This is a genomic window from Cupriavidus sp. WKF15 (assembly GCF_029278605.1).
Classification (GTDB): domain Bacteria; phylum Pseudomonadota; class Gammaproteobacteria; order Burkholderiales; family Burkholderiaceae; genus Cupriavidus.
The window spans coordinates 2,328,729-2,355,657 of the sequence record NZ_CP119573.1; the positions used below are offsets into that span (position 1 = coordinate 2,328,729).

Genomic DNA, 26,929 nt, shown 5'->3' on the forward strand with positions numbered 1-26,929 from the left:
TCTTCAACGAGTATGACCTCATGCGGACCGAATCTCTGAAGTTAGGCCTCTCTCCCCAGCCCATGGCAACTATCTCGGCTATTCGCGATCTTTCTCCTTGCCTGGTACTCGGCATTTGATTCATGTGAGCACAAAATCAGCTTATCGATACGGGGTAGCATTCGTGCCACGCGCAGCGTAGTAGGATTCAATCCCGCTTCGCTCAATATTGCCACGAAGGAGCATCGTCGTGGGGGATTGCTCTCGTATATCCGATCGATAGCCTGTCGAACGCGATCTTCTAATGCCGAGCATTGCCTATTTGTCATCTTTGCTAACCGCGTCTCCGTACTTTCCTCGTTTCTTCTTCCACGGCGTTTTTCGAGACGCTGCTGCCACCATATTTCGTCATTTCTCTCAAGCCAAGCAAACAGGTTAGGGGACTTTCGGCGGAGCGCACTGCGACTCAACAGCGGAAAGATCCGTTCCAGAGCGACCCACCGTTCCCGCGCCTCACGACATCTCAAATTGCTCCGAATGTTGTCATAGAGCGGACGTAGGCCATCTTCCCGCAAATACTCGTCGATTGTCGTAGCCCATCTCACGCCGATAAGATCTCGGATTTCCTCACGCGTACGACCTGCCGCCACCAACGCTGGAAGATCTGGCCTTCCGTATCGCCTACGACGGTCAACAGGAATCCGATACGCCGCTCCGGCGGTTCTTGCCACCCAATCGTACGGCCATGTCCGTAGCGCTTCGGACTTCAACGAATGCGGCACTTTGGCACCGTACTGCCCGTCTTCCATTAGGAATTGTTCGAATAGGATGATGTAGACGGGATGAATGGTACAAGCACGTTCTTCGTTCGCATGCCCTGCATCCCCAATCCACCAAAGCAGGTCATTGATGCGCCAAGGATATTGAGCGAGCCTCAGAAGTTGCTCGTCCGACACGCTGCCTCGACAAAACTTGTGGAAATCTTGGCGCAGCGCCGAAGTTCTAAACGCGCCGTATGGGTGAACATACCCACGATCACGAAGAAGATCGACGAGCTTCCTCTTGAACGGGCCGACCGCGTTGGCCTCGTCTGCGACCCTTTGTGCCGCCCGGGCGAAACGCAGGGCGCCGCGGGGAGCGGCAGTAACGGCCTTCTTCGGCGGTCGTGCCCCCTCAACCCGCTTGGACAGCAGGTTTCCACATGCATAGCAGGCCGTCACGAATGGAATCTGATGAGGGCAAAGGATCGCGCGAACCCCATACCTTCTCCACATAGCCCATTCACACTTCCCGCACGTCCGTACGGGCCGGTTATCGCAATTGACCCAGGGTGGAAAGAAAGGTGGTATGTAGTAGCCACCATTACCCGTCACCACCCGTTGAAGCAGATTCGCACGCCCGGTCGGTGTCATCCCGAGACCCGCTAGCGCGCACAGCGTGTTTTCATTCAGCAGAGTCGGCACCGAATACAGCCCACCGGACACACGCTCTATGACGGACAGGGGTACGGTCACCGTGGCAAATGCTGTCGTCTGCAGATATCTCACTGCCTTTATCCGCGCAGAAGAATAGTCACCAGAACTCCATGAACCCAGTATCATATCGGCAATACTGCTTGCAGTTGCGTACGGAGGCAGTTCCACGATAGGGACGGATAAATGCTTTTCGCTCGGTGCTGTCATCATTTGGCTCCAGAGGGTTAGGCTCACCGCATTGCGCGCTTGCCTGTCATTGCTCTCTTTAGACTGTCCAGCCACGCCGGCAGATCGAACTTTTGACCTGCGATGGCACGCGAAGCCATGGCCGGCAAAGGTGCGGCTCTGCCTGCGCCATGCTCAATGGCCGTCCCGCCATGCCCGGCGGTGCTGCGCGGCAGCGCAACTCCATCATCGGAAGACTCTATGAGGTCCTGAAACGGTTCCCCTTCGTCGACCATGTCGATGTCTACCGCAACGGACTCTTCCCCATCGCCTTCGTCCTTGTCTCGTTCCTTTTTCTGAATCAATAGACATCTGCGCAAGCCCTTGGCAACTTCTTCGCCAACGGCGTCGCCGACATCTCCGGCGTAGGTGTCCAGCGACTTGATAGTGGCGGGCAATTCCAGGAGTTCAAACCTTTCGCTTCCCTGCCCTCCTGGGCTGAGACGCACCCCGGACGGCCATTCGAGATCGACGTGGCGTTCCCTCCCGATCCCTCGCGGCTTGTGGCGATATGGAGGCGAGCAAGGCCTCATACACAATAAACACCTCACAAATATGGATTACGAGAGGCGATAATGTCGCACTCGCGCAGCACTGACTGGCTGCAGGATGGTATAGACGAAAGATGCCTGCATGACGCCGCCAGAAATCTCCTTGCTACAGTGGGAGGTTTCAAGGCGAAGTCGAAAAGTCCCTTATAGGGTAGGCGATCTTTTTCTGGCACATGCGGACACTTTCCGTGCGGTAATCGAGCAGTCTCAGACGACAGCCATGCGAGCGGCCCTGGCGCCCTTGCCGTGGCGACAGGGTCTTCGCGCCAGGGCTCGCATGACCTATACTGGGCTTGGCGGTCGGCCTCTCCAGCGCGATGGCTGTCGAAACCAAAGCGCTCGAACAGAAAGACAGAAGAACCAAAGAATCCTGTACGCCATCGGTTGCCGAGCGCTCCGAGCAACAACTGGAGCGATTTGTCAAAGCTCGGTGCCTCAAGGGTTTCCAGCCAATTCCGCCAGGTTTGACAAACCTCAAGCAGCGAGTTTGACAAACCGTATTATCCCGGGACATACGCGCCACGGGCACCGACATGCGCGTGGCCGCATTCAACGTGCTCAACTACTTCAACGGCAACGGCCAGGGCAGCGGCTTCGACGCCCCCGACAACCGTGGCGCCAAGAGCCCTGCCGAGTTCGCGCGGCAGGAAGCCAAGCTGCTCGCGGCACTGCGCGCGCTTGACGCGGACGTGATCGGCCTGATGGAGGTGGAGAACAACGGCTTTGGTCCGCGCAGTGCCGTGCAGCGCCTGGCGGCCCTGCTCGGACCGGACTGGCGCGCGGTCGAGCCCGGCACGCCAAGGCTTGGCCTGGATGCCATTGCCGTCGCGCTGCTCTACAACCAGCGGATCGTGAGGCCGATTGGCGCGCCCGTGACGACGGTGCTCGAGGCGCGCAGCCGGCAGCCGCTCGCACAGGTGTTCGCGCCTGTCGGCAGTCCCTCGAATGCCTTCACTGTCGTGGTCAACCACCTCAAGTCCAAGAGCTGCACCGATGCCGAAGGGCCCGACCGGGACCAGGGCGACGGCCAGGGTTGCTGGAACGCGACCCGGTTGCAGGCAGCGCGGGCGCTGGCCGAGTGGCTCAAGACCTTGCCGGCCGGCCCCGCGGGCGCAGGCACGCTGGTGATCGGAGACCTCAACAGCTATGCCGGCGAAGACCCGGTCAGCCTGCTGGCACGCGAGGGCTATGCGGACATGATCGCAAGGCTGGCCGGACGCGACGCGTACACCTATGTCTTCGACGGGCAGGCTGGCTACCTTGACTACGCCCTGGCCGATGCCGCTCTCGCCACGCGTGTCCGGGCTGTCAGCATCTGGCATGCCAACGCCGACGAACCTTCAGCCTTTGGCTACGCGCAGGCCTATCGCAGCGCGGCCCAGCAGCAGCGCTACTACGCGCCGGATGCCTGGCGCGCCTCGGACCATGATCCGGTGTTGGTCGACCTGTCCTGGCGCGAGCCCGTGCCGGACGCCGCGCCCGCCCATCCCGGGGGCGGCAATGCGGTGACCGAGCCCGACGGCGGCGGTGGCGTCTTAGGGACCGTCGCACTGCTGGCCATTTTGCTCGCCGCAGGCGCAACGCTTGCCATGCCGACAGCCCGGCGCCGGAAGGCACGGTAATCGCCCAGCCAATGATGCGCCGCCCTCCGCAATCCGCGCGGCACGGGCTTCGGCAAGGAAACACGCGGGCTTCTCCGGCAGCCCGCGTCTTTTATCTGAAAGCCGCCAGGCTCCCCCCTCGCGCGATCAGGCGCGGACCTCGTGGCGTGCCAGCCCTTTGATCAGGTACAGCACCACGAGCACGTTCGCCACGGCGAGGCTTGCATGCATCCAGCTCGGGTGCGCCAGCGCTTCATAGAGTTCCAACGGCAGGTAGATGCCTCCGGAAAACACCCCAAGCCAGTTGCCCCATGCCAGCCGGTGCCACAGTCCCCAGGCTTCGGCAAAGCGCATCAGGGCGTACACCGCGGCGGAACCGCCGATGGCCCACAGGCGCGCGTCGCTCGGGTGTGCCAGCAGGGACAGGAAGATAGTGGGATAGCGGCTGGCCGGGTTGATGTGCAGGCGCATGATGATGGCTTCGGCAAGCGCCTGCGCATCACGATGCAGGAAAGCCACCAGCCCCAGGCCGGCCACGATAACCAGCGCGCCTTTGGCGGCTTCGAACAGCGCAATGGTCCTCAGGCCGAATACGTGCTGCTTCGCCATGAACGGGCTCCGGGGGGTTGTGATCCGAGGCCCATATTGTGCAATATGGGCCGCCCCCGCGCACCACCGTCAATGGCAACGCCACGTCGTCAGCGTGTGTACTCGCGCTCCTGCATCGGGCCGTCGGCCTCAATGCCGCCGCTCGCTTCCAGTGGACCGTCGACGGTAATGGGCCCGTCGGCAGTGAGATCGCCGTTGACCACCATGGTGCCATGCACGGTCAGCGGTCCATTGAAGACCTTGAGGTAGCCAGCTGCATAGGGCACGCCTCGGGCCACGGCGGGTCCGGAGAAGAATGCGGCCGTGAGCGGCCCGCGCGCATGCACGCGCCCGGCGACGATCAACCTGCCGTGCACCACCACCGGCCCGCGCACATGGGCGGAGCCCGCCACAGTGATCGATCCGGTTTCCTGCGGCTGGGCCTGCAACGGACTGGCCGCGCACAAGGCCAGCGCCGCCAGCAGTCCCAGGCTCACTGCCCGCAGCTGACTGGCATGTATCGGAAGAAGTTGGAGGGTTCTCATTCGGGCTTTCCGCGTTCCCGCTCAGTGCGCGTGCTTCCGGTAAGTACCGAGCAGTTCGGCCTGCGCCAGGATATGCCCCTGCATGGCGCGCTCCAGTGCCGCCTTGTCGGGCATGCCCAGCTCCGGCAATGCCACGTCGAGCGCATACAGCTTGAGGAAGTAGCGATGGCGCCCGATCGGGGGGCACGGGCCACCATAGCCGGTCCGGTGCCAGTCATTGAGCCCTTCGCGGGCGCCGGGCGGCAGTTCTTCGCGCCGCACGCCCTGGGCCAGTGCGCTTGCCTGCGGCGGCAGGTTGTACAGGACCCAGTGCACCCAGGTCTGGCGTGGCGCGGCCGGGTCCGGCGCGTCCGGATCGTCGACTATCAGGGCAAGGCTGGCCGTACCGGCCGGCATGCCAGACCATGCCAGCGGCGGCGAAGCATCTGCGCCCTCGCATGTGAAGCGGGCCGGGATTTCATCGCCATGGGCGAATGCGGAGGATGTCAGGGCAAGCGGCATGTGCGGCCTCGTCTGTGACTGTGACGCAATGGCCAGCACCGCTGCGCCGGCCAGCAGCCAGTGCAGCCTGCGGAAAGGACGCCGGGCCATGGGATAGGTCATGTGATCCCAGAAGACTACAGCCGGGCTGGCCGCCGTCGGATGGTAATTCCAACTTAGTGCGGATCATGTCGCCGCGCAAGCGACGCCGCCCCGCCTCAGCGCGGGGCCTCGAGCTTCGCCTTGAGGCGCCTGACGGCTTCCGCCGATTCCGCCTCGATGCGCGGGCGCAGCACCAGGCGGTTCAGCAGGATAAACAGCAAGGTGGGCGACTGGTAGCTGAAAACCCGCTCGAAGCGCGTGCTCTCCTCGCGCGGCGTGAGCGATGGCGTCAGCGCCGGTGTCAGCGTGTAGGTCACGGTACCGGCCTTGCGTCCCTCGATCTCCCCTTCGATCATCCACGTCCGCGGTGGTTCACTCTTCGTCACGGTCCACACCACAACGCCGCTGCGCCCCGCGACCACGAACTTCTCGGTCACGCGCTCGCCGGGTTGCAGCGAGTGATCCGTGGCACCCGCCACGCCCAGCGACGACGGGTGCCAGGCCGGCCAGTTACCGGGTGTGGACACGTAGTCGAACACTGCGGCCGGCGGCCGGGCAATCACCACCTCATTGTCGATGCGCGTGGTGTCGGTCCAGGGCAGCGGCACGAACAAGGCCGCGGCGCCTGTGGCCGCTGCAATCAGAATCCAGAACAGCGTCGTGTGTCGGGGCATGGAGGCGGGGGCCCGCGCAGGTCCGGGTGCGTGGCGCAATGCCTTCAGTGTAGCGAACCGTTTGCATCGCGCCACTCCCGCCAGCCTCCGCCACCTGCCGCAGCCCTAGGGCGCGGAAGCCAGCGAAGCTGCCGGCACGGTCGCCACCGCTTCCGGCGCCGGCCCCCATCCTCCGCCAAGGCTGCGCACCAGCGCCACCGTCGCCGCGGCCCGCAAGCCCGCCACCACGTTGGCATCGCGTTGCGATTGCAGCACCGTGCGGTCCGCGTCGATCACGGTCAGGTAGTCCACTGCTCCCGCGTCATAGCGGCTGCGGGAAGTGCGCTGGGCGCGCTTCGCACCGGCCAGCGCGCTGTCCAGCGCCGTGGCTTGCTGGCTGAGCCAGCGCACGTCGGCCAGGCTGTCCTCGACTTCGCGGAACGCCACCAGCACGGTCTGCCGGTAGCTCGCCACGCTCTCCTCGTGCGCGGCACGGGCGCCTGCCAGGTTCGAGCTGTTGCGCCCGCCGTCGAACACGGTCTGCGCAATCGTCGAACCCACCAGTGGTCCGAGCGCCCACGTGCGCGATGACCACTTGAACAGGTTCGATAGATCCGACGACTCGAAGCCGAACAGCGCCGACAGCGAAATACGCGGGAAGAAGGCCGCCTTCGCGACGCCGATCCGGGCATTGGCCGCCGCCATCTGGCGTTCGGCGGCAGCGATATCGGGACGGCGCTCGAGCAGCTCGGACGGCAAGCCGGCCGGCACAGCCACCGGCGTGGTGCTCAGCGACTTCGCTTCCAGTCCGAACTGCGACGGTGACACACCGGTCAATACGGCAAGCGCGTGCTCCTGGTTGGCGCGACGGCGCTCGGTAGCAGCCAGATCGGCGCGCGCCGTGCCCAGCTCGGCTTCCGCGCGGGCCGGATCGAGATCGGTGGTCTCACCGGCCTCATAACGCTTGCGCAGCAGCGTCAGCGCATCCTCGCGCAGCTTGATCGTCGCCTGAAGCAGCTCGCGGTCGCTATCCAGCGTACGCAGCGCAAAGTACGCTTGCGCGGTGTCGGCCTGCAGCGCCAGTTGCACCGAGCGGTACAGGCCCTCGGCACCCTTCTCTTCGGCGCGCGCGGCGTTCACGCTGTTGGCCACGCGGCCGAACAGGTCGAGCTCGTAGCTGGCAAACGCACGTGCCCTGAGCACGGTCTGCGGCGCCACGCGCGTGCCGTCCGGCAAACCCTGCGACGCGGCCGACGGCTGCGAACGCGTCGGGTCCAGGCCGACGCTCAGTTGCGGATACAGGTCGGCTTCAGTGGCGCCGGTGAGCGCGCGCGCCTGCTTCAGCCGCGCCGCCGCGGCGGCGAGATCCTGGTTATAGGTGTTGGCCGCGTCGATCAGCCGGTCCAGCTCGGCATCGCCGAAGATCTTCCACCAGTCGCCGCGATGCTGGCCTTCGGCCGGCGCGGCGGTCTTCCATTGCGCGCCTTCTGCGGCAGCGGCATCGGCCTCCTTGAAGGTCGCTGCGGTGGGCGTCTCGGGCACCTTGTAGACCGGTGCCAGCGAGCAGCCGGCGAGCACCAGCGCGGCAGCCAGCGTGGCAAGCCTCGGCAGGTATTGCGTCATCACGTTATTCATCTTGGTCACCATCACTCTGCGGACGGCACGGCGCGCGAGGCCGATGCATCGTTTGCCAGGGCCTCGCGGCGCTGCTTGCGCGTGGCCAGCAGGCGCAGCGCCACATAGAACACCGGCGTCAGGAACAGCCCGAAGAAGGTCACGCCGAGCATCCCGGCGAACACGGCCACGCCCATCGCATGGCGCATTTCCGCACCGGCGCCGGTCGACACCACCAGCGGCACCACGCCCATGATGAAAGCGAACGAGGTCATCAGGATCGGGCGCAGGCGCAGGCGGCTGGCTTCGATCGCTGCCTGCACCACCGTGCGGCCGTGGTGTTCCAGCTCGCGGGCGAACTCCACGATCAGGATCGCGTTCTTCGCCGACAAGCCGACCAGCACGATGAAGCCGATCTGCGTGAAGATGTTGTTGTCCCCACGCGTGAGCCACACGCCGGTCATGGCGGCCAGCAGGCTCATCGGCACGATCAGGATCACGGCCAGCGGCAGCGTCAGGCTTTCATACTGCGCGGCCAGCACCAGGAACACGAGCAGCACGCACAGCGGGAAGATCCACACGCCCGCGTTGCCGGCCAGGATGTCCTGGTAGGTCAGCTCGGTCCATTCGAAGCCGATGCCCTTTGGCAGCGTTTCCGCGGCAATCCGCTCGGCGGCGGCCTGGGCCTGGCCCGACGAGAAGCCCGGGGCCGGGCCACCGTTCATGTCGGCAGCAGTGAAACCGTTGTAGCGGCTCACGCTGTCCGGACCGAAGCTCTGCCTGACCTTCACCATCGACGACAACGGCACCATTTCGCCGCTGGCGCTGCGCGCCTTGAGCTGCAGGATGTCCTCGGCATGCTGGCGGAACTGCGCGTCGGCCTGCACCTTGACCTGGTACGTACGGCCGAACTTGTTGAAGTCGTTCACGTAGGACGAGCCAAGATAGGTCTGCAGGGTATCGAACACGTCTGTCACCGGGACGCCGAGCTGCTTGGCCTTGGTGCGGTCGAGCTGCACGTCGAGCTGCGGCACGTTCACCTGGTAGTTGCTGAAGATGCCGGCCAGCTCGGGCGTGGCGCGCGCCTTGGCCATGAAGGCATTGGTGGCGTCGAACAGCGCGTCATAGCCGAGCGCGGCGCGGTCCTCGATCATCATCTTGAAGCCGCCGATCGTTCCCAGGCCCTGTACCGGCGGCGGCGGGAACACCGCGATGAAGGCATCCTGGATCGACCCATACTGCTTGTTCAGGTCCGCGGCGATCGCACCGCCGGACAGCTCCTTGCCCTTGCGCTTCTCGAACGGATCCAGCGTGACGAACACAATGCCGGCACTCGGGCTGTTGGTGAAGCCATTGATCGACAGGCCCGGGAAGGCCACGGCCGATTCCACGCCCGGATGCTTGAGCGCGATCTCCGACATGCGGCGGATCACGTCCTCGGTCCGGTCCAGCGTGGCGCCGTCGGGCAGCTTGGCGAAGCTCACCAGGTACTGCTTGTCCTGCGCCGGCACGAAGCCCTTCGGCACCATCTGGAAGATGCCCCAGGTGGCAAGCAGCATCACCGCGTAGACGCCGAACACCGACCCCTTGCGGCGGATCACACCCTTCACGCCGCGGCCATAGTTGTCGGAGCTGCGGCCGAAGAAGCGGTTGAAGCGCGCGAAGAAGCCGCCGAGCACGCGGTCCATGCCGCGCGTGAGCCAGTCCTTGGGCGCGTCATGCCCGCGCAGCAGCAGCGCGGACAGCGCCGGCGACAGCGTCAGCGAGTTGAAGGCGGAGATGATCGTCGAAATCGAGATGGTCAGCGCGAACTGCTTGTAGAACTGGCCGGTCAGGCCGGTCATGAAGGCGAGCGGCACGAACACGGCGATCAGCGTCAGCGCGATCGCGATGATCGGGCCGCTGACTTCGCGCATGGCCTTGTAGGTGGCCTCCTTCGGCGACAGCCCTTCCTCGATGTTGCGCTCGACGTTCTCCACCACCACGATCGCGTCGTCCACCACGATGCCGATCGCCAGCACCAGCCCGAACAGGCTCAGCGCGTTGATCGAGAAACCGAACGCATGCATCAGCCCGAACGTGCCAACGATCGACACCGGCACCGCCAGCAGCGGGATGATCGATGCGCGCCACGTCTGCAGGAACAGGATCACCACCAGCACCACCAGCGCGATGGCTTCGAACAGCGTATGGACCACGGCCTCGATGCTATGGCGCACGAACTGCGTCGGGTCATAGACGATGCTGTAGTCCACGCCTTCCGGCATGTTCTGCTTGAGCTCGGCCATGGTCTTGCGCACGTCGTTCGAGATCTGGATGGCGTTCGAACCCGGCGACTGGAAGATCGGCAGTGCCACGGCGGACTTGTTGTCCAGCAGCGAACGCAGCGCGTATTCCGACGCGCCGAGTTCGATGCGCGCGATGTCCTTCAGGTACGTGACAACGCCATCGGGCGAAGTCTTGACGATGATGTCGCCAAATTCCTCCACGGTCTGCAGTCGGCCTTGCGCATTCACCGACAGTTGCAGGTCGGTGCCCGGCAGCGACGGCGACTGGCCGATCACACCCGCCGCCACCTGCACGTTCTGCTCGCGGATGGCCTTGACCACGTCCGATGCCGACAAGTTGCGCTCGGCGATCTTGTCCGGATTCAGCCAGACCCGCATCGAGTAGTCGCCCGAGCCGAACATCTGCACCTGGCCCACGCCCTGGATCCGCGCCAGGCGGTCCTTCACGTTGATCAGCGCATAGTTGCGCAGGTACGTCATGTCATAGCGGTCGTTCGGCGAGACCAGGTGGACCACCATGGTCAGGTCGGGCGAACTCTTGACGGTGGTAATGCCCAGGCGGCGCACGTCTTCGGGCAGGCGCGGCTCGGCCTGCGACACGCGGTTCTGCACGAGCTGCTGGGCCTTGTCCGGGTCGGTGCCCAGCTTGAACGTCACCGTCAGCGTGAGCGAGCCGTCGCTGTTGGCCTGCGAGTTCATGTAGAGCATGTCCTCGACCCCGTTGATCTGTTCTTCCAGCGGCGTGGCCACAGTCTCGGCGATCACCTTCGGATTGGCGCCCGGGAACTGCGCGCGCACCACCACCGACGGCGGCACCACTTCCGGGTACTCCGAAATCGGCAGCTTGAACATCGAGATGGCGCCGATCAGGAAGATCAGCACCGACAACACGCCCGCGAAGATGGGACGGTCGATAAAGAATTTCGAGAGATTCATCTTGGTTCTCGGCCTGTTTTCGGCAAGAAGCCCCCCTGGCGGCCCGCCGTGGCGGGCGCCATGCACATCAGGGGAAGCAAATGCGATTGACTGTCTGTGGCGGGGCTTCCGGGCCTGCTTAGCTCACCGGCTTGCCTTGCGCCTCGGCGGACGCCTGCTTGCGGTCAGGCGCGGATGGCCGCGGCTCCAGCTCGCTGCGGAACGCCATCGACACCGGTTTCGGCGCCACCGTGTCGCCGGGGCGCACGCGCTGCAGGCCGTTCACGACGATGCTCTCGCCCGGCTTCAGGCCCTTGCGGATCACGCGCAGCCCTTCATAGGTCGGCCCGAGGTCCACCTCGCGATACGTCAGCTTGTTGGCCTGGTCGACCACCAGCACGAACTTCTTGCCCTGGTCGGTGCCGACGGCGCGGTCGTTGATCAGCACGGCGTCGTGCGGCGCGCCGCCACCGAGTTTGACCTTCGCATACAGGCCCGGCAGCAGGCGCCCGTCCGCGTTGTCGAACACGGCGCGCACGCGGATGGTGCCGCTGCGCGTATCGAGCCGGTTATCGACCGAATGGATCTTGCCCTCATGCGGATTGCCGTCCTCGTTGGCCAGGCCCAGGAATACCGGCAGGCCGTCCTTGCCGCCGCCAGCGCCCGGCGCGGTGTAGCGCAGGTAGCTTTGCTCATCCACTTCGAAGCTGGCGTAGACCGGCGAGACCGACACCACCGTGGTCAGCGGCGGCGACGCCGCGCCGGCGGCCACGAGGTTGCCCACGGTGAGCTCCGCGCGCGACACCTTGCCCGCGACCGGCGCCACGATGCGCGTATAGCTCAGGTTCAGCTTCGCCACCTCCAGTGCCGCCTGCGCCCCGCGCACGTCGGCCGACAGTTCGCTGGCCGCGTTGATGCGCTCGTCGAATTCGCGCTTCGAGATGGCGTTGTCGTCGAGCAGGCGCTGGGCGCGGGCCTTTTCCGTCTGCGCGTGCGAGGCGCGCACCTGCGCCGCGGCCAGCGCGGCTTCGGCGCGGGCTACCTCGGCGGCGTAGGGACGCGGGTCGATCGTAAAGAGCGGATCGCCCTTCTTCACGATCGAGCCTTCGCGGAAATGCACCGTTTCGATCGTGCCGGACACGCGCGGACGGATTTCCACGCGATCCACCGCTTCGATGCGGCCCGAGAACTCGTCCCACTCGGTAATGGTCTTGCCGACCACGCTCGCTACTTCAATGGCCGGGGCCGGCGGCGGCGTATTGGCATGCGCCTCGCCGCCATGCCACGGCCGGAGCATGGAGGTGGCGACGCCGGCGCCCAGGACGATCACGATGGCAATCGCGATCCACGTGCGTCGATTCTGGATACTCATTTTTCTTCACTCCTGTTGCGGGTTTTCTTCAACTGGGAAAGCAAAAGCGCGAACGCCGCCCACCGGGCCGCGAAATGCGGTCCGGACCATGTCGGACAGATCAGCAAGACTGTTTGCCGGATGCCGCGCAGTCCGTCTTGGCGGCATCAGTACCGGCTGGCGGTTTTACCCGGAAGGCCTCAGCCGGCAGGCTCGCTCCGGGTCCTCTTCAGGGCCGGCTTTCGCGCCGGGTCGAGGTGTCGTCGGCCGCGGCCAGACATCGCCGCAGGAACCGCGCACCTTCGTCGACCCACGACTGACAATCCTCGTGGGTCTCTTCCACGCCGTCGCCACAGGCGCCGGGCATGATCATGGCCTCGGCCGGCACCCCGGCCTTGGCAAGGCGCCCCGCGAAGGCTTCGCCTTCCGCGCGCAGCGCATCCACTTCAGCGACCTGCACCAGCGTGGCTGGCAGCCCCGCCAGCCGCGAGGCCAGCGCCGGCGCGGCATACGGATGCACGCTGGCGGCCGGCGTCGGCAGGTATTCGCGATAGTTGCAGGCCAGCCGCTGCAGGGTTTCCAGCGGCACCTGGCCGCCGCCCGCGCCCGTGCATGACGCGTGCTGCAGGCACGGGTCCGTCACCGGGCGGATCAGCCATTGCCCGCGCGGCTGCGCGGCGCAGCGGTCGCGCAGCATCTGCGAGAGGGCGATCGCCAGGTTGCCCCCGGCCTCTTCGCCGACCAGCGCAAAGCGCGTCTTGTCGACTTTCAGCCGGCGCGCGTTGCGCAGAACCCATTCCACGGTGCTGTACGCGTCTTCGGGCGCGGCCGGAAACGGGTGGTCCGGCGCCAGCGAATACGCCGGCGTCACCACCACCGCGGGCACCGATGCCGCCAGCGCCTGCACCAGTTGACGCGTCTTCTCGAGCCCGCCGTCCACGAAGCCGCCCGCGTGCAGGTACACCAGCCAGGGCAGCAGCGCAGCGCCCGCGGCGGCCGGCGCGGGATAGCCGGGCGGATAGCAGACGCACACCGAAATCTCGCGCGCGCCGCTTGCCACCGTGTGTTCCACGACGCGTGCCTGCCCGTTGCCATTGGCCGGCGGGGCGGCGGGAGAGCGTTGGCTGGTCGACTGAGGCATGGGCACCGGTCCGGCGTGCTGAAAATCGCCAGCGCGCCTATGATGTGTTGCGATGGAACGGATTATGGTGATTGACGCCGATGGGATAAAGCGAGAGATAGCCAATGCACTGTTCCGTGTTTGGAATAATCGGCCCGCTGAGACCCCACGCATGACAAGGTCTTGGGAAATGTGATTCACTCCCGCTTTCGCGGCTGCGCACCTCCTGCCAGGGGCAGCCGGCCAGCGCCCAGTCCACGGGTCGGCAAGCCTGCCATGGCGGCCGACCGGCACAACCTCCAGGCCTCAGTCTCTCAACCAGCCAGTCCGGTTGCCCGTTCGGCGCGCAGTCAGGAAACCTTCGTCGGAAGCTCATCATGGATCGTCTCGTCTCAATGCAGGCCTTCACCCGGGTGGTCGACATGGGCAGCTTCGCGCGTGCCGCCGATTCGCTCGACCTGCCCAAGGCCACCCTCACCCGCCTGATCCAGAACCTGGAAACCCATCTTGGCGTCAAGCTGCTGCACCGGACCACGCGGCGCATCAGCGTGACCAGCGACGGCGCGGCCTACTATGAACGGTGCGTGCGCATCCTGGCCGACGTGGAAGAAGCCGAGCAGTCACTGACGCGCCATAACAACTCTCCCAAGGGCACCCTGTCGGTCGACACCACGGCCGCACTGGCACGGCTCGCGCTGATCCCGAACCTGCACGATTTCTTCACGAGCTATCCGGAACTGAAGCTCGACCTCACCATCAACGGCAAGCCGATCGACCTGCTGCAGGAAGGGGTCGACGTGGTGCTGCGCGTTGGCGAGGTGGACGAATCCATGGTGGCGCGGCGCGTCGGCGAGCTCAAGCTGGCGTTTTTCGCGTCGCCGATCTACCTCAACCGCTTCGGCACGCCGCACGAACTGGCCGACCTGGCCCAGCACAAGGCCGTGAACTACCTGTCCAACCGCAACGGACGCGAGTGGCCATGGGACCTCGCGCGGGGCCACGAGCATGCCGAGATCCTGCTGCCCTCCGCCATCTCGACGAACGACGGTGATATCTACGTGGAATGCGCGCTGGGCGGCCACGGACTCGCCTGCCTGTCGCGCGTGATGGCGGAACCCTACGTGGCCAGCGGGCGGCTGGTCGAAGTCATGAGTGACTGGCAGACCAAAGCGCTGCCGATTTCGGCCATGTACCCGCAGAATCGCCACCTGTCGGCCAAGGTCCGGGTCTTCGTCGACTGGGTCGCTGACATTTTCGGACGGCATCCCCATTTCGGCGCCGCGGCGCAGAAAGGCCCGGTCTCGCAGATGGCCGCGTGACCTGTCCAGTCAAGTAGCTCAATCAGCACCCCTGCGTAAGCGTCGCATCCTATACTGTTGTTTCTTCCGCAATAACATCAAAGGGAGGGTTCGGATGAAACGCGTACTTTTCGGCCTGGCGGCCACGGCAGCGGTAGCGATGACCCTGGCGGGCTGCGCCGGCACGGGGACCACCAGCGGCGGCGCCAAGGCCACCGCGACGCTAGAGCCGAAGAGCGGCACGAACACCGGCGGCACTGTCACCTTCACGCAGCAGAGCGGCGGCGTGATGATGGTGGCGTCGGTCACCGGCTTGCCGCCCAACACCACGCATGGCTTCCACGTGCATGAAAAGGGCGATTGCTCGGCACCCGACGCCATGACCGCAGGCGGCCACTTCAACCCGGCCGGCAAGCCGCACGGACAGATGAACATGCCCGACCACCACGCCGGCGACATGAACAACCTGACGGCGGATGCGAACGGCAATGCGCGCGCGAGTTTCCTGCTGCCTGACCTGAGCGTGGGCACCGGCCCGAATGGCGTCATCGGGCGCGCCGTGGTCGTGCACAAGGATCCGGACGACTACAAGACGCAGCCGACGGGCAATTCGGGCGGACGGATTGCCTGCGGCGTGGTGGCGGCGTCCTGAGCCGGACCGCGTGCCCGTGCCGGCGCAACGGTTCAATCCGCCGTCGCGCCGCTCTCACTGCATCCGTCCTGGCTTTACCATGGCGGGCCGCTTCCAAGTCCCTGTCATGCCTCGCCCGCTCCGCCACGCCCTGCCCCTCCTGACTGCCGCCGGTCTCGCGCTATCCGGCCATGCCCGTGCCACGGATATCGACTGCGATCCTGCGGCGGCGCCGGCCAGCCAGATGCCGTCGCACCGCCTGATCTGCGAATCCGCGCTGTTCTCGATGGGCTACCAGCGCATCTTTGCGGAGCAGCAACGCCTGCTCAAGGCCGGGCAACTGACTGAAGCGGAACTCACCGCCTTCCGCGCGAAGCGCGACGGCTGCCAGTCCGCCTCATGCCTGGACACGGTGTTCCGGGAGTGGAAGGCAAAAGCCGCCAACGCCAGCCGCAAACCATGAACCATCGGCGCATGGCGCTCAGGCCTCGCTGAATACCGCGGCCGGCATGCCGGCCTGGGCCTGGGCCTCGGTATCGCGCTCGAAGCGCAGGCGCGGCAGGTGCTGGGGGAACTCCCGCTGCATGAAGTCGATCAGCGCCTCGCGGATCCTGCAGCGCAGGTCCCACGCCAGCCCCGACGAGGCAGCGGTGCACAGCACGCGAAGCTGCATCGTACGCTCGGTGGCATCGGAGACGACGAGGTTGAAAAACCGCCGATCCCACTCCGGCGCGGCGTGCACCACCCGCTCGAGTTCCTTGCGCAGCGGTGCCAGCGGCATGCCATAGTCGACGTGGAAAAAGACCGAGCCCATGATCTGCGCGCTGTTGCGCGTCCAGTTCTGGAACGGCTTCTCGATGAAGTACTGCAACGGGACAATGAGCCGGCGCTCGTCCCACAGCCGCAGCACGACGTAGGTCCCCGTGATTTCCTCCACGCGGCCCCACTCGCCCTCGACGATCAGCACATCATCGAGCCGGATCGGCTGCGTCAACGCGAGCTGCAGCCCCGCGATCATATTGCTGAACACCGGCTTGGCCGCGAAGCCCGCGATCAGCCCGACCACGCCGGCCGAAGCAAGCAGGCTCGCCCCGACCTGCCTCGCTCCGGGAAACGTCATCAGCAGCATGGCCGCGCCCATCACCGTGACCAGCGTCATCGCAATGCGCGAGAGCACGCGTGTCTGCGTATGAATGCGCCGCGCGCCCATGTTGTCGGCCACGTCGACCGGGTGCCGGTCCATCACGCCCTGCGCAAAGCCGGCGATGATCCGGGCCACCAGCCATGTCGTCGCGGCGATTATCAGCAGGCCATTGAGGTGGCGCAGGCTGTCGATCCAGGGCAATGCGTCCGGCGCCGCCTGCCACACGGTCTGCAAGGCGAGCAGCGGCAACACGACGCCCGACGCCACGCGGGCTTTCCTGACGATCGCATGCAGCACGGCCGCGGGCCGGGTCACGCGCAGCAGTACCAGGCCGCCGAGGCGATGCGCGATCAGCGCGACGAACACGGCGGCCACGGCCGCTGCCCATGTACCGAACCAGGGGTGTGCGAGGAGGATTCCAATATCCATCGGTCATCCTTGAACAGGCTGGTGAAATGCGCGGGCAATGTCCGGAACAGCGTTCCGGATCCGGTGGCCGGCCGGTCTCAGGTACGAATGCCGAACAAGCCGTGCCAGAACGACTCGAACGTGCCCGGGTGACGGTTGGCGCGCCTGGTGTCTTCGGCCTGTGGCTCCGCCGGCTCCTCTGGCACGCCATCATCCGACGCCTGCGCTGCCTGCGCGTGTGCCCTGCGCGATACCTGCAAGGCCCATACGCTGTCCGCAATGCGCGCGGCGAGTTCAGCCTCGCACTCCTGGCCCAGCAGCACGCCGAAGAGCACGTCGCGATTGTGGCCGTCGTCGGCAAAGCGCATGGCGATGGCAACCATTTTCTCGTAGTGCTCCTGCGCGGCGCGCTGGGCTTCGCGTTGCGCCGCCTGCTCCTGCGCTTCCTGCTCCGCATGCTCGGCCTGCCAGCGGCGCATTTCCTGCTCGAACACCTCGTCGTACACGCGTCGCTGTTCGTCGTCGGAAAGGATGGCGTAGGCGTCGCGGATGTCCTGGAATGCCGCATGCGCCTCGGCCTCGCGGCCAGGGTTGCGGTCGGGATGCCATTTCATGGCGGCACGGCGGTAGGCGCGCTTGATCTCGTCCAGGGTAGCGTCGGACTCGACGCCGAGGGTCGCGTAAAGGGTGGTCATGGCCGATGGGGCGGCGGCTGCGGAAGGGTTCATCCTAGCATGCGATATCGGCGTCCCCGCTCCCGCATGGCCACATGCAGGCCGATGCGCGGCATAAACCAGCATAAACCGGCGCAAGCGCTACTTGGCGTCGTTGCAGACCTATGTGCACGGCCGGCTTTGCATGCGGCAAGAACAGACATTACAGTGTTCGACTTGACTGGGCCGGCCCTGCAGGACCGAGCCCGGACCTTCATCCACTGGCTGAACGGACCCTCCCATGACCACACTGGATCTCCCCACCTACGCAGACGTCGAGGCCGCCGCCAGGCGGCTCGAAGGCGTCGCCCATCGCACGCCGGTCAATACCTCGCGCACCCTGAACGACATGCTTGGTGCCGAGGTCTTCATCAAGTGCGAGAACTTCCAGCGCATGGGCGCCTTCAAGTTCCGTGGCGCCTACAACGCCTTGTCGAAGTTCAGCGCGGAGCAACGCCGCGCAGGCGTGGTGGCGTTCTCGTCGGGCAACCACGCGCAGGGCATCGCACTGTCGGCCAGGCTGCTGGGCATTCCCGCCACGATCGTGATGCCGCATGACGCGCCCGCGGCAAAGGTGGCGGCCACCAAGGGCTATGGCGCCAACGTCGTGATCTATGACCGCTACACGGAAGACCGCGAGGCGATCGGGCGCCGCCTGGCCGAGCAACATGGATACACGCTGATTCCGCCGTATGACCACCCGGACGTACTGGCCGGACAAGGCACTGCGGCGCGGGAATTGTTCGAGGAAACCGGCGCGCTCGACGCATTGTTCTGCCCGCTCGGCGGCGGCGGCCTGCTGTCGGGCACGGCGCTCGCGACACGCGCGCTGGCACCGCAATGCAAACTCTATGGCGTGGAGCCCGAAGCGGGCAATGACGGCCAGCAATCGTTCCGCAGCGGTTCGATCGTCCACATCGATACCCCGAAGACGATCGCGGATGGTGCGCAGACCCAGCATCTGGGCCAGTACACGTTCGCCATCATCCGGCGCGATGTCGACGACATCCTGACCGCGTCCGATGCCCAGCTCGTCGAGGCGATGAAGTTCTATGCTTCGCGCATGAAGATGGTCGTCGAGCCCACGGGCTGCCTGAGCCTGGCGGCGGCCTTGCAGGACAAGGACGCGCTCCGGGGCAAGCGCGTGGGCATCCTGATCAGCGGCGGCAATATCGACCTGGAGCGCTTTTGCGCGCTGGTCTCGGCATAGGCCATCGACCCGCGCGCCGGCACCTTCGCCCCTGGCCCCTGTCAATACGGGGGATTCACCACCACGTATTGCGATCCCTGCGGCTGGTACCACGTGGTTCCGCACTGCTGGTAGACCATGCCCGCGTAGTTGACCGGCACGCAACCCGGCGGCACCGTGCGCACCATGGAGCCGATCACCGCCGAAGTCACAGCGACTGTGGCGGTAACGGCGGCGGCTGTCGCCACGGGGTGGTAGTCGTTGTCCCAGCCGCAGCAGCCGCCGTGTGACTCGACGTTGACGTTGACGTTGCGGTTTGAATTGACATTGACATTGCGGCTGGCATTGACGTTGTTGACGCTCGTGCTGCGCACGTTGTTGGTCCGTGCGTCGGCGCGCTGGTTGTCCACCTGCCTGGCGCCGCCGCCACCGCCGCCTGCCTGACGAGCACCACCACCGCCGGCTTGGGCAGCTGCCGCGCGTCCGCCGCCGATTGCCTCAGCCGCCGGCGTCCATCCCGCCGTTGCCAGAACCAGCACGGCCGTGCCCGCCGCGAAGCGCTTTCCGAATGCGTGTCTCATGGCGTCGCTCCTTTACCGGGACTTGAGGGGGACGAACTCGGCCTGCTTGGTTCCCGGCGGCGGCTTGAAGGCGAAGGCCGAGCTGCCGGGCCGCGGATTCAGGTTCCACTTGTAGAGCGTGACCGACTGCGGCCGCGCCTCGTCGCCGCGATTGGTAATGACGAGCTTGCGCGGCAGCGGCCGGCCGCCGGCGGCAATCCAGATCTGCCAGTCGATCTCGCCCTGGCGAAACGCGTAGTGGTCGCAGATCTCGCCGCCAATGATGTCCTGACCTGCGTTCATGGCCGACTGCATATTATCGAGCGGGGCGGCATCGGTGCCCCACAGGAACAGGTCGGCGGACGGGATCTCGACACCGAACCGCGCCCGCAGGCGCTCCGCAAGCGCACCGAGGTTCTCCTTGAATGGTGCCTGGGAGTAAGACTTCTGCGCCGGTGTATAGAGCGTCACGGTTGTGCCGTCGTAAATCAGCTCACGCTGGGAACGCGCGCTGCGCATCTGGGCTCGCAGCTTGTTCGGGCGCGCGACATCGAGGTCGGCCGTCGCGGTGTGCTGCAGCTTCTGGCCGTCGGCCAGCACGCGCTCGCCGGACAAGTCGATGACGACCTCGAACGCCTTGAGTGACTGCAGATACTTGCCCATGTTATTCAGCGCCTGGATCGCTGCCGGGTCGACCGCGTTCGCTGCCGGTTGCGCGCTGGCCGCCGGCGCCGGCGCCGGTGCTGGCGCGGGAGTCCCGGCTGACGGGCCCGCGGCCGAACCGGAGGCGGTTGGCGGCGCACTGCTGCAGGCGGCAAGGCCCACGAGCGATGCCTGGACGAAGAGCGTTCTCAGTTTCATCTCTTGTTCTCCTTATCCTTGCTGGGCGAACGGCAGACAGGCCATTGCACACCGCTCATCCGGCGCAATGTCTCCAGTGAATTTATGGCAACCCCTTCCAAAGCCGTAGTGAATGTTCGCGAGGACGATCTGAAATTTTTCGCTCAGCCCGTCGTCAGGAGAACGCCCCCTTCACGCCAGCGTGCGGCGTGGCGGAACTCGATGGGGATGGCGGAAGGATCGCCGACGCAGGCGGCGCGCCACGGTCACCTCGCAGTGCAATCCCGTGGCCAGGGCAACGCGATAGCGTGCCGGGAGGGAGTCATGCCAGGCAGGGCAGGCGCTGCCGGCCTGCCCTGCCCAATGTGGCGCCGGCCATGCCGGCGCCAGGTCAGGCCTTGGCGGAAGCCGCCTTGCCTGCCGCGGCCGCGCTGGCGGCAAGGTTGCCGCGCGCGAACTCGGTCATCTGGTTCGAGACTGCCTGAGCCGAGCGATAGGTGTTGCCGGCCGCGTCAACCGTCGACTGCAGCAGCGCGGAAATCGCTTCCGATCCGGCCGGTGCATTCTTTACGAAGGTGTCGACAAAGGCCTGCAGATTGCGGTGATGCTGTTCGTATTGCTCTTCCACCGCTCGGGCCAGCTCCGCCTGCGCCTGCGTGGCGATTTCGCACACCTGGCGCGCATACGTAATGGCCTTCTCTGCCACGGGCTGGGCCACGCTGCCCTGCACGGCAAGCACGTCCCTCAGGTCCTTGCCCGCCAGCACGGCTTTCAGGCTCTCCTGGCCCTCGGTCAGCGCGGATTTGGCGGTCTGGAGATTCAGCTCGGTTAATTTCTGGAAGCCGTCGATGGTCGACTTGGACATCATGGCCAGATTGGCCAGGTTGGTCTTGTGGAGCGCCGCAAACTGATCAGACGTAAAGGCGGACATGCGTGGGTTCTCCTTGAGAGCGACCGGCCAGAAAGGCGCCATGTGCCGCCATGGCGTTCTGACCGAGGTTGGGTTTCTCGACCACGGCGCGTCGGCCAGAGGCGCACCGCATCGAGCTGCAAAGATTAGAAGAAATGCTCTAAGTCGATCCCTAAGTAATTACCCAAACCTCGTCGTCGTGGCGCAGCAGTTTGTGCATCATGGGTCATGTTTGTAACATTCAGTTACGATTAAATGCTGCGACGCGAGATGCCACCGTCGCTCGCATCAAGCCTCCGAAAAGGATCAGAAATCGTACGACCGTGCTGCGCTGCAACTGCGCAGCGGCGGTCTCGGCCCGTTGAACTGCGAATGGCGTGGTGCCGCGGCTGCAAGCTCAGATCTGGTCGAGCAGGCTGCGCACGACATCGGCCAGCCGGCCAGCGCGCTGGCGCCCGTTGGCGTCCAGATCCACGGCGCAGCCGCCGGCCAGCGCCTTGAGACCGAACAGCGCATCGCCAACATCGCGCCAGCCGGGAAAGTCCGCATGCAAGCGTTCCAGCGCGGCGGCGCCGGACGCCACCCTGGCCGGCGCGGGTTGCCTGCCGGCAGCGAGTTCGTCGAGGGAGTCTGCGGCATCAAGCAAGCCCTTGCGGTTCATCTGTGGTGTCCCCAGGAAATGATCTGTCGTAGCCGCTGCGATGGCGGCTGCCGCGGTCATGGCCGCAGCTGTGACTGTAGCAGGACACACCTTGCCATGAGCACCGGCGCATGCTGCCCGCGCCAGGGGTGGACCGCCGCAGCAGCCCGGCGTGGCTTGGACAACGCGCAAGCGGCGCTGCTATATTACGGCGACCATTTCGACCTTGATTCCATGGCACGCTCGCTTGCGCTTCTCGCGCTGGCCGCTTCGCTTTATGGTTGCGCCGGTGCCCCGTCATTCGGATTGTTCGGCGCGTACTTCCCGCTCTGGCTGCTGAGCGCGTTGGCCGGCATCGCGGGGGCGCTCGTGTCCTATCGGATCTTCGTCGCGACAGGCTGGGCCGAGATCGTGCGCGCCCAGCTTCTGGTCAACACCGCGATCGGCCTCATCCTCGCGGAGCTCGTCTGGTTACTGGGTACGGGACACCTCCTATGAAAATGGCCGGCGAACGTGGCAGCCCCAAGCGCGGCAAACTGATCACGCTGGCCATTGTCCTGGTGGCCGTGCTCCTGTCCGTCTACGCCTACCATCGCACCAGCCGCTATCCGTCGACCGATGACGCATCGCTGGACGCCGACATGGTGCACGTGGCATCGCCGGTCGGGGGCCGCATCGCCAAGATCCACGTCGCAGAGAACCAGCTGGTAGCCAAGGGCGACATACTGTTCGAAATCGATCCCGTCCCTTATCAACTGGCCGTCGCGCAGGCGCGGGCGGATCTTGAGCTGGCCCAGGCCGCGCTCGGTACCCGGCGTCGCACGATCTCCACCGAACGTGCCACGGCGTCGCTTGCGTCGGAGCAGACGCAGCGGGCCGAGCAGAACTACGCGCTGACCGCACGCACTGTCGAACGGCTGCGGCCGCTGGTTGCTGACGGCTACGTGCCCGCGCAGCAGCTCGACCAGGCGCAGGTCGCACAGCGCGATGCCAGCGTGTCGCTGCGGCAGGCCCACACGCAACGCACCGCTGCCGCGCAAGCGGTCGGCAATGAAGACGATGCCACGGCCGCCGTGCACGCGCGCGAGGCGGCGCTGGCGATCGCCCAGCGCGCGCTCGACGACACCACGGTCCGCGCCCCGCATGCCGGACGCGTCAGCGGCCTGACCGTGCTTTCGGGCGAAGTCGTGATCCCCAACCAGTCGCTGTTCCTGCTGGTGCATACCGGCGAATGGTTCGCGATGGCGAATTTCCGGGAGACCGCACTTGCCGGCATCCATGTCGGCGACTGCGCCACGGTCTACTCGATGATCGACCGCGGCCAGGCCCTGCGCGGCAAGGTGGAAGGCATCGGCATCGGCATTACCGACACCGACCGCCTCAACCTGCCACGCTCGCTGCCCTATGTGCAGCCGTCGGTGAACTGGGTGCGCGTGGCCAGGCGCTTCCCGGTGCGGATCCGCCTGGAGGATCCGCCCGAGACGCTGGCCCGCGTGGGCGCGAGCGCAACGGTCGAGATCCGGCATGGCGCAGCCTGCCGCTGACAAGCTGCGCCTGGGGCTGGCCGATATCGGCGCGCTGCTGGCGCCGCTCCCGGGCCGCACCGCTGCCGCGACGCGCATCACGGTGGCCTGCACGCTGACGGTACTGGTCACCAGCATCTATGGCACGCCCGAGGCGGCCATCTCCGCCTACATCATCTTCTTCATCAACCGGGCCGACCGCACCACCAGCATCATCATGAGCGCGGCCGCGCTGGTGCTGATCAGCCTGGTCATTGCGCTGGTGATGTGGCTCGCCGACCTCAGCGTCGACGACCCGATGCTGCGCGTGGCGTGCATGGCGGTGCTGTCCGCAGCCATGCTGTTCCTGACATCGGCCAGCAAGCTGCGACCGATCGGCGCCATCGTCGCCATGATCATCGGCTTCGGGCTCGATGAACTCGGGCTCGTGCCCGGCGGCGAAGCCGCTACGCGCGGGCTGCTCTACGCGTTGCTGATGGTGGCGATCCCGATCGGCGTGAACATCGTCGTCAACCTGCTGATCGGCCCGTCGCCGCGCCGGCTCGCAACGGATCGCCTGGGTCATTGCCTGCGCGTGGCCGCACGCTGCCTGCGCGGTACCGCGGACCACAGCGGCAATGCGCAGGCCCTGCATGCAGCGCTGCACGACGGCGTCCAGCCCGTTGCCGGCTGGCTCAGGCTTGCCAGGGTCGAAGGCACGGTCAACGCGCAGGATCTGCGCGCGCTGCAGCAGGCGATGGCATCGACCATGGCGATCCTGCTGGCCGTCGACGTGGCGCAACGGGCTGGCGCGCCAATGCCGGCGGCAACCGCAGCGCCCATCGCCGATACGCTCGACGAGATGGCCCGCATGCTGGACGCAGGCGGCTATCCCGTCGAAATCGGCCCGCCGGCGTCGCTGGCCGACCACCTTGCGCCGGTGCAGCAGACTGTCGTGCGCGAACTGGTCGCCGCGATCAATGGCTACGCCGATGCCGGCGCGGCAGCCCCACCGGCGCCGGCAGCGGAATCCGGAAAAGGCGCCGAAAACGGCACCGGACACGGCGGCTTCCTCAACGCCGACGCCTTCACGAATCCCGACCATGTCCGCTATGCGCTCAAGACCACCGGCGCGGCAATGTTCTGCTACCTGCTTTACCAGCAACTCAACTGGCCCGGCATCCATACGTGCTTCATCACGTGCTACCTGGTGTCGCTCGGGACCATGGCGGAGACCGTCGAAAAACTCTCGCTGCGGCTGGCCGGCTGCATGATCGGCGCGGCGATCGGCACGGCAGCCATCGTGTACGTCGTTCCCGGCTTGTCATCCGTAGGCGGCCTGATGCTGCTGGTGTTCGCCGGGACATGGGTCTCCGCCTGGGTGGCGCAGGGCTCGCCACGCATCGCCTACGCGGGCTTCCAGATCGCGTTCGCGTTCTACCTGTGCGTGGTGCAGGGCCCGGCGCCCGGCTTCGACCTGACCATCGCGCGCGACCGCGTGATCGGCGTGATGCTCGGCAATCTCGTCGTCTACCTGGTGTTCACGCGGGTCTGGCCGATCAGCATCGCGGGCCGCATCGGGCCGGCACTGGCGGGGCTGGTGGGCCAATGGCAGGCGCTGATCGACACGCCGCAGCCCGCGGCAAGGCGCCAGCACGCCGCGACCGCACTGGCCCTGCATGGCACGATCACACAGGACCTGATCCTGGCCCACTATGAACCGGCAAGCGTCGGGCCGGCGCCGGAATGGGTCGACAGTCATCGCGAACGGCTGGCCAGGCTCGATGCCATCTCAGCGCCCATATTCCTGCTTGCCGAGCGCTTTCCTGGCGACCCGGCACTCGCGCAACGCCTGAACCGGCTCAGGGCCGATGGCCCGCCCCTGCACGCCGCGCCACCCGCCGAAACCATGCCGGCCGATCTGCATGATATCGAGGCACGCCAGGCACTGCTCGCCATCATCGACCACCAACTCGACGCGTCCCATGCCGACGCGCTGGACACGGCTTCCCCGTCCTCCATCCATGCGCAAACCTGATCCCCTGGCCGCGCTGGCACTGTGGGCGCTGGCGCTGGCCGGCTGCGCGACATCGTCGCTCGATCTGGCACCGGAGCAGCCCGACCGGCCCTGGCAGCCGCTCACCACCGCATCCGGCGAAATCGTGCCGGGCGCGGCCGCCGGCCAGCGGGCACCCGCGCCATCCGACTACACGCTGCCGGCAAACCCGGCACTCGCGGCGGTTTCCCCGCCCGCGACACTCGATCCCGCGCATGCCTACACGCTGCCCGAGCTGATCGACCTGGCCGAGTCCACCAACCCGCTGACGCGCATCGCCTGGAACGATGCGCGCAACGCGGCGCTGGCGGCCGGCATCGCCAAGGCCAGCTACCTGCCCTATATCTCGGCCGCCGCCATGGGCGGCTACCAGAACGGGCACAGCGCCACATCGACGGCGCTGGGGCCGCTCGCCGCGAACGCGTCTACGCACGGCGCCATCTCCGTGCTGTCGCTGCAGTGGCTGCTCTTCGATTTCGGCGAGCGCTCCGGCATTGTCGAAGCCACGGAACAGCTTTCGGTGGCGGCGAACATTGCGTTCACCGCCGTGCACCAGAAGATCATCCACGACGTCAGCGTTGCGTTCTACCGCTACCAGGCCGCGCGCACGCGTGCCGGCACGGTGCAGCAGGCCATGGACAACGCCGACGCGGTGCAGGCCGCGGCCAAAGCGCGCTACCAGCGCGGCATCGGCACCGTGGTCGAAGTGGCACAGGCCACGCAGAACCGCGCGCAGACCAACCTGGCGATGGTCCAGGCCAGGGGCGCCGAGACCGACGCCTACCTGGCACTGGTCAACGCCGTAGGGATCTCCCCGCTGTCCCGGCCGCGCATCGCGGAGATGCCGTTGCGCCCGCTCCCGCCGACGCTGCGCAGCTCGGTCGAGCAGATCGTCGACACCGCAATCGCGCGGCGCCCCGATGTGCTGGGCGCCTATGCGGCGCAACGCGCAAGCCAGGCCCGCGTACAGGCGGCCGAGGCCGGCTTCATGCCGAAGGTCTTCCTGTCGGCGTTTACGTCCTATGCCTCGGGCGGCTCGGCCATTACGGCGATACCGCCGATCGGCCAGCAGCCGCCGACGGTCAACCTGAATGGCTACCGCTATGGCGCAAGCGTCTTTCTTGGCGTCACGGTGCCGATCTACGACGGCGGGCTGCGCTCCGCCGTGCTGGCGCAGGCACGCAACGATGCCGACAGCGCGTCGACCAGGCTCACCCGCGCGAAGGACGAATCGGTGCGGCAGGTGGTGGTCAGCCAGAGCGCGCTGGAATCGAGCCTGGCCGCCTATGATGCGGCCCGGGCACTGGCCGATGCGGCCCGGATCACCTATGACGCGGCATTCGCCGCCTATCGAAAAGGCGTGGGTTCGGTGACGGAAGCCAACCTTGCGCAGAACCAGCTGCTGCTGGCGCAGAACGCCTCGGCCGACGCCTACAGCGGCGCGCTGTCGGCCGCGGCGGCGCTGGCGCTGGCTACCGGGTCGATCGGGTCGATTCGGGATGAGGGCGCGTGGCCTGGGCGGTAGGGTTCAGCCGATCTTGGTACCGCGGC

24 protein-coding genes are annotated in these 26,929 nt (G+C 66.2%); 9 read left to right on the forward strand and 15 right to left on the reverse strand.

Going from position 1 to position 26,929, the window contains the following annotated elements; genetic code table 11:
* Positions 1-1,684 precede the first annotated feature (1,684 nt).
* Positions 1,685-2,077, reverse strand: coding sequence for a hypothetical protein (locus tag CupriaWKF_RS28000; protein ID WP_276101676.1), 393 nt, complete (start codon positions 2,075-2,077; stop codon positions 1,685-1,687).
* Positions 2,078-2,769: 692 nt separating this feature from the next.
* Between CupriaWKF_RS28000 and CupriaWKF_RS28005 the strand changes: the two genes are divergently transcribed.
* A complete protein-coding gene (locus tag CupriaWKF_RS28005) occupies positions 2,770-3,852 on the forward strand; it encodes an ExeM/NucH family extracellular endonuclease (RefSeq protein ID WP_346348611.1) in 1,083 nt (360 codons plus the stop codon).
* Positions 3,853-3,978: 126 nt separating this feature from the next.
* Here CupriaWKF_RS28005 and CupriaWKF_RS28010 read toward each other — a convergent pair whose 3' ends face one another.
* The 8 genes from CupriaWKF_RS28010 to CupriaWKF_RS28045 all read right to left on the reverse strand — a co-directional run bounded on the left by CupriaWKF_RS28010 (position 3,979) and on the right by CupriaWKF_RS28045 (position 13,508).
* Complete coding sequence (locus CupriaWKF_RS28010; RefSeq protein WP_276101677.1) at positions 3,979-4,440, reverse strand: DUF2127 domain-containing protein; 462 nt, start codon at positions 4,438-4,440, stop codon at positions 3,979-3,981.
* An 89-nt stretch (positions 4,441-4,529) separates the two neighbouring features.
* The gene (locus tag CupriaWKF_RS28015; protein ID WP_276101678.1) at positions 4,530-4,964 is read right to left on the reverse strand and encodes a hypothetical protein; all 435 of its coding nucleotides are present in this window, start codon (positions 4,962-4,964) and stop codon (positions 4,530-4,532) included.
* Positions 4,965-4,985: 21 nt separating this feature from the next.
* The gene (locus CupriaWKF_RS28020; protein WP_276103244.1) at positions 4,986-5,465 is read right to left on the reverse strand and encodes a YbhB/YbcL family Raf kinase inhibitor-like protein; all 480 of its coding nucleotides are present in this window, start codon (positions 5,463-5,465) and stop codon (positions 4,986-4,988) included.
* Positions 5,466-5,662: 197 nt separating this feature from the next.
* Positions 5,663-6,220 carry an SRPBCC family protein gene (locus tag CupriaWKF_RS28025; protein ID WP_276101679.1) on the reverse strand — a complete coding sequence of 186 codons (558 nt, stop codon included), beginning with the start codon at positions 6,218-6,220 and terminating at the stop codon, positions 5,663-5,665.
* Positions 6,221-6,325: 105 nt separating this feature from the next.
* The gene (locus CupriaWKF_RS28030) at positions 6,326-7,834 is read right to left on the reverse strand and encodes an efflux transporter outer membrane subunit (protein ID WP_276103247.1); all 1,509 of its coding nucleotides are present in this window, start codon (positions 7,832-7,834) and stop codon (positions 6,326-6,328) included.
* Positions 7,835-7,845: 11 nt separating this feature from the next.
* A complete protein-coding gene (locus tag CupriaWKF_RS28035; protein ID WP_276101680.1) occupies positions 7,846-11,037 on the reverse strand; it encodes an efflux RND transporter permease subunit in 3,192 nt (1,063 codons plus the stop codon).
* Positions 11,038-11,155: 118 nt separating this feature from the next.
* Entirely contained in the window at positions 11,156-12,388 is a 1,233-nt protein-coding gene (locus CupriaWKF_RS28040; RefSeq protein WP_276101681.1) for an efflux RND transporter periplasmic adaptor subunit, read from the reverse strand.
* A gap of 208 nt (positions 12,389-12,596) precedes the next feature.
* On the reverse strand, positions 12,597-13,508 hold the full coding sequence (locus CupriaWKF_RS28045) for an alpha/beta hydrolase (protein WP_276101682.1): 912 nt from the start codon (positions 13,506-13,508) through the stop codon (positions 12,597-12,599).
* Positions 13,509-13,864: 356 nt separating this feature from the next.
* On the opposite strand from CupriaWKF_RS28045, the gene CupriaWKF_RS28050 reads away from it, so the two are divergent.
* The 3 genes from CupriaWKF_RS28050 to CupriaWKF_RS28060 all read left to right on the forward strand — a co-directional run bounded on the left by CupriaWKF_RS28050 (position 13,865) and on the right by CupriaWKF_RS28060 (position 15,879).
* Positions 13,865-14,806 carry a LysR family transcriptional regulator gene (locus tag CupriaWKF_RS28050; protein ID WP_276101683.1) on the forward strand — a complete coding sequence of 314 codons (942 nt, stop codon included), beginning with the start codon at positions 13,865-13,867 and terminating at the stop codon, positions 14,804-14,806.
* A 94-nt stretch (positions 14,807-14,900) separates the two neighbouring features.
* The gene (locus tag CupriaWKF_RS28055) at positions 14,901-15,437 is read left to right on the forward strand and encodes a superoxide dismutase family protein (RefSeq protein WP_276101684.1); all 537 of its coding nucleotides are present in this window, start codon (positions 14,901-14,903) and stop codon (positions 15,435-15,437) included.
* Between the two features lie 106 nt (positions 15,438-15,543).
* On the forward strand, positions 15,544-15,879 hold the full coding sequence (locus CupriaWKF_RS28060; protein ID WP_276101685.1) for a hypothetical protein: 336 nt from the start codon (positions 15,544-15,546) through the stop codon (positions 15,877-15,879).
* An 18-nt stretch (positions 15,880-15,897) separates the two neighbouring features.
* Here CupriaWKF_RS28060 and CupriaWKF_RS28065 read toward each other — a convergent pair whose 3' ends face one another.
* Entirely contained in the window at positions 15,898-16,989 is a 1,092-nt protein-coding gene (locus tag CupriaWKF_RS28065) for a mechanosensitive ion channel family protein (RefSeq protein WP_276101686.1), read from the reverse strand.
* Positions 16,990-17,066: 77 nt separating this feature from the next.
* Positions 17,067-17,663 carry a J domain-containing protein gene (locus tag CupriaWKF_RS28070; protein ID WP_276103249.1) on the reverse strand — a complete coding sequence of 199 codons (597 nt, stop codon included), beginning with the start codon at positions 17,661-17,663 and terminating at the stop codon, positions 17,067-17,069.
* A gap of 259 nt (positions 17,664-17,922) precedes the next feature.
* Here CupriaWKF_RS28070 and CupriaWKF_RS28075 point away from each other — a divergent pair, with 259 nt between their 5' ends.
* Complete coding sequence (locus tag CupriaWKF_RS28075) at positions 17,923-18,891, forward strand: threo-3-hydroxy-L-aspartate ammonia-lyase (protein ID WP_276101687.1); 969 nt, start codon at positions 17,923-17,925, stop codon at positions 18,889-18,891.
* A 41-nt stretch (positions 18,892-18,932) separates the two neighbouring features.
* On the opposite strand, the gene CupriaWKF_RS28080 is transcribed toward CupriaWKF_RS28075, so the two are convergent.
* The 4 genes from CupriaWKF_RS28080 to CupriaWKF_RS28095 form a co-directional block, all read right to left on the reverse strand.
* Positions 18,933-19,451, reverse strand: a complete 519-nt coding sequence (locus CupriaWKF_RS28080) for a hypothetical protein (RefSeq protein WP_276101688.1) — start codon at positions 19,449-19,451, stop codon at positions 18,933-18,935.
* Between the two features lie 12 nt (positions 19,452-19,463).
* Entirely contained in the window at positions 19,464-20,291 is an 828-nt protein-coding gene (locus tag CupriaWKF_RS28085; RefSeq protein ID WP_276101689.1) for a DUF2092 domain-containing protein, read from the reverse strand.
* A 370-nt stretch (positions 20,292-20,661) separates the two neighbouring features.
* Positions 20,662-21,201: a TIGR01841 family phasin gene (phaP, locus tag CupriaWKF_RS28090; protein ID WP_276101690.1), complete on the reverse strand. Its 540-nt coding sequence runs from the start codon at positions 21,199-21,201 to the stop codon at positions 20,662-20,664.
* 376 nt (positions 21,202-21,577) lie between these two features.
* Positions 21,578-21,841 carry a hypothetical protein gene (locus CupriaWKF_RS28095; RefSeq protein WP_346348630.1) on the reverse strand — a complete coding sequence of 88 codons (264 nt, stop codon included), beginning with the start codon at positions 21,839-21,841 and terminating at the stop codon, positions 21,578-21,580.
* A 213-nt stretch (positions 21,842-22,054) separates the two neighbouring features.
* Between CupriaWKF_RS28095 and CupriaWKF_RS28100 the strand changes: the two genes are divergently transcribed.
* Genes CupriaWKF_RS28100 through CupriaWKF_RS28115 form a run of 4 tightly spaced genes read left to right on the forward strand, consistent with a single transcriptional unit; the run spans position 22,055 to position 26,903 of the window.
* Positions 22,055-22,318, forward strand: a complete 264-nt coding sequence (locus CupriaWKF_RS28100) for a YtcA family lipoprotein (RefSeq protein ID WP_276103252.1) — start codon at positions 22,055-22,057, stop codon at positions 22,316-22,318.
* Complete coding sequence (gene mdtN, locus CupriaWKF_RS28105) at positions 22,315-23,364, forward strand: multidrug transporter subunit MdtN (RefSeq protein ID WP_276101692.1); 1,050 nt, start codon at positions 22,315-22,317, stop codon at positions 23,362-23,364. The genes CupriaWKF_RS28100 and mdtN overlap by 4 nt, the downstream gene beginning before the upstream one ends.
* On the forward strand, positions 23,345-25,360 hold the full coding sequence (locus tag CupriaWKF_RS28110; RefSeq protein WP_276101693.1) for an FUSC family protein: 2,016 nt from the start codon (positions 23,345-23,347) through the stop codon (positions 25,358-25,360). The genes mdtN and CupriaWKF_RS28110 overlap by 20 nt, the downstream gene beginning before the upstream one ends.
* Complete coding sequence (locus CupriaWKF_RS28115) at positions 25,347-26,903, forward strand: TolC family protein (protein WP_276101694.1); 1,557 nt, start codon at positions 25,347-25,349, stop codon at positions 26,901-26,903. Before CupriaWKF_RS28110 ends, CupriaWKF_RS28115 begins: the two co-directional genes overlap by 14 nt.
* Positions 26,904-26,929: the final 26 nt, after the last annotated feature.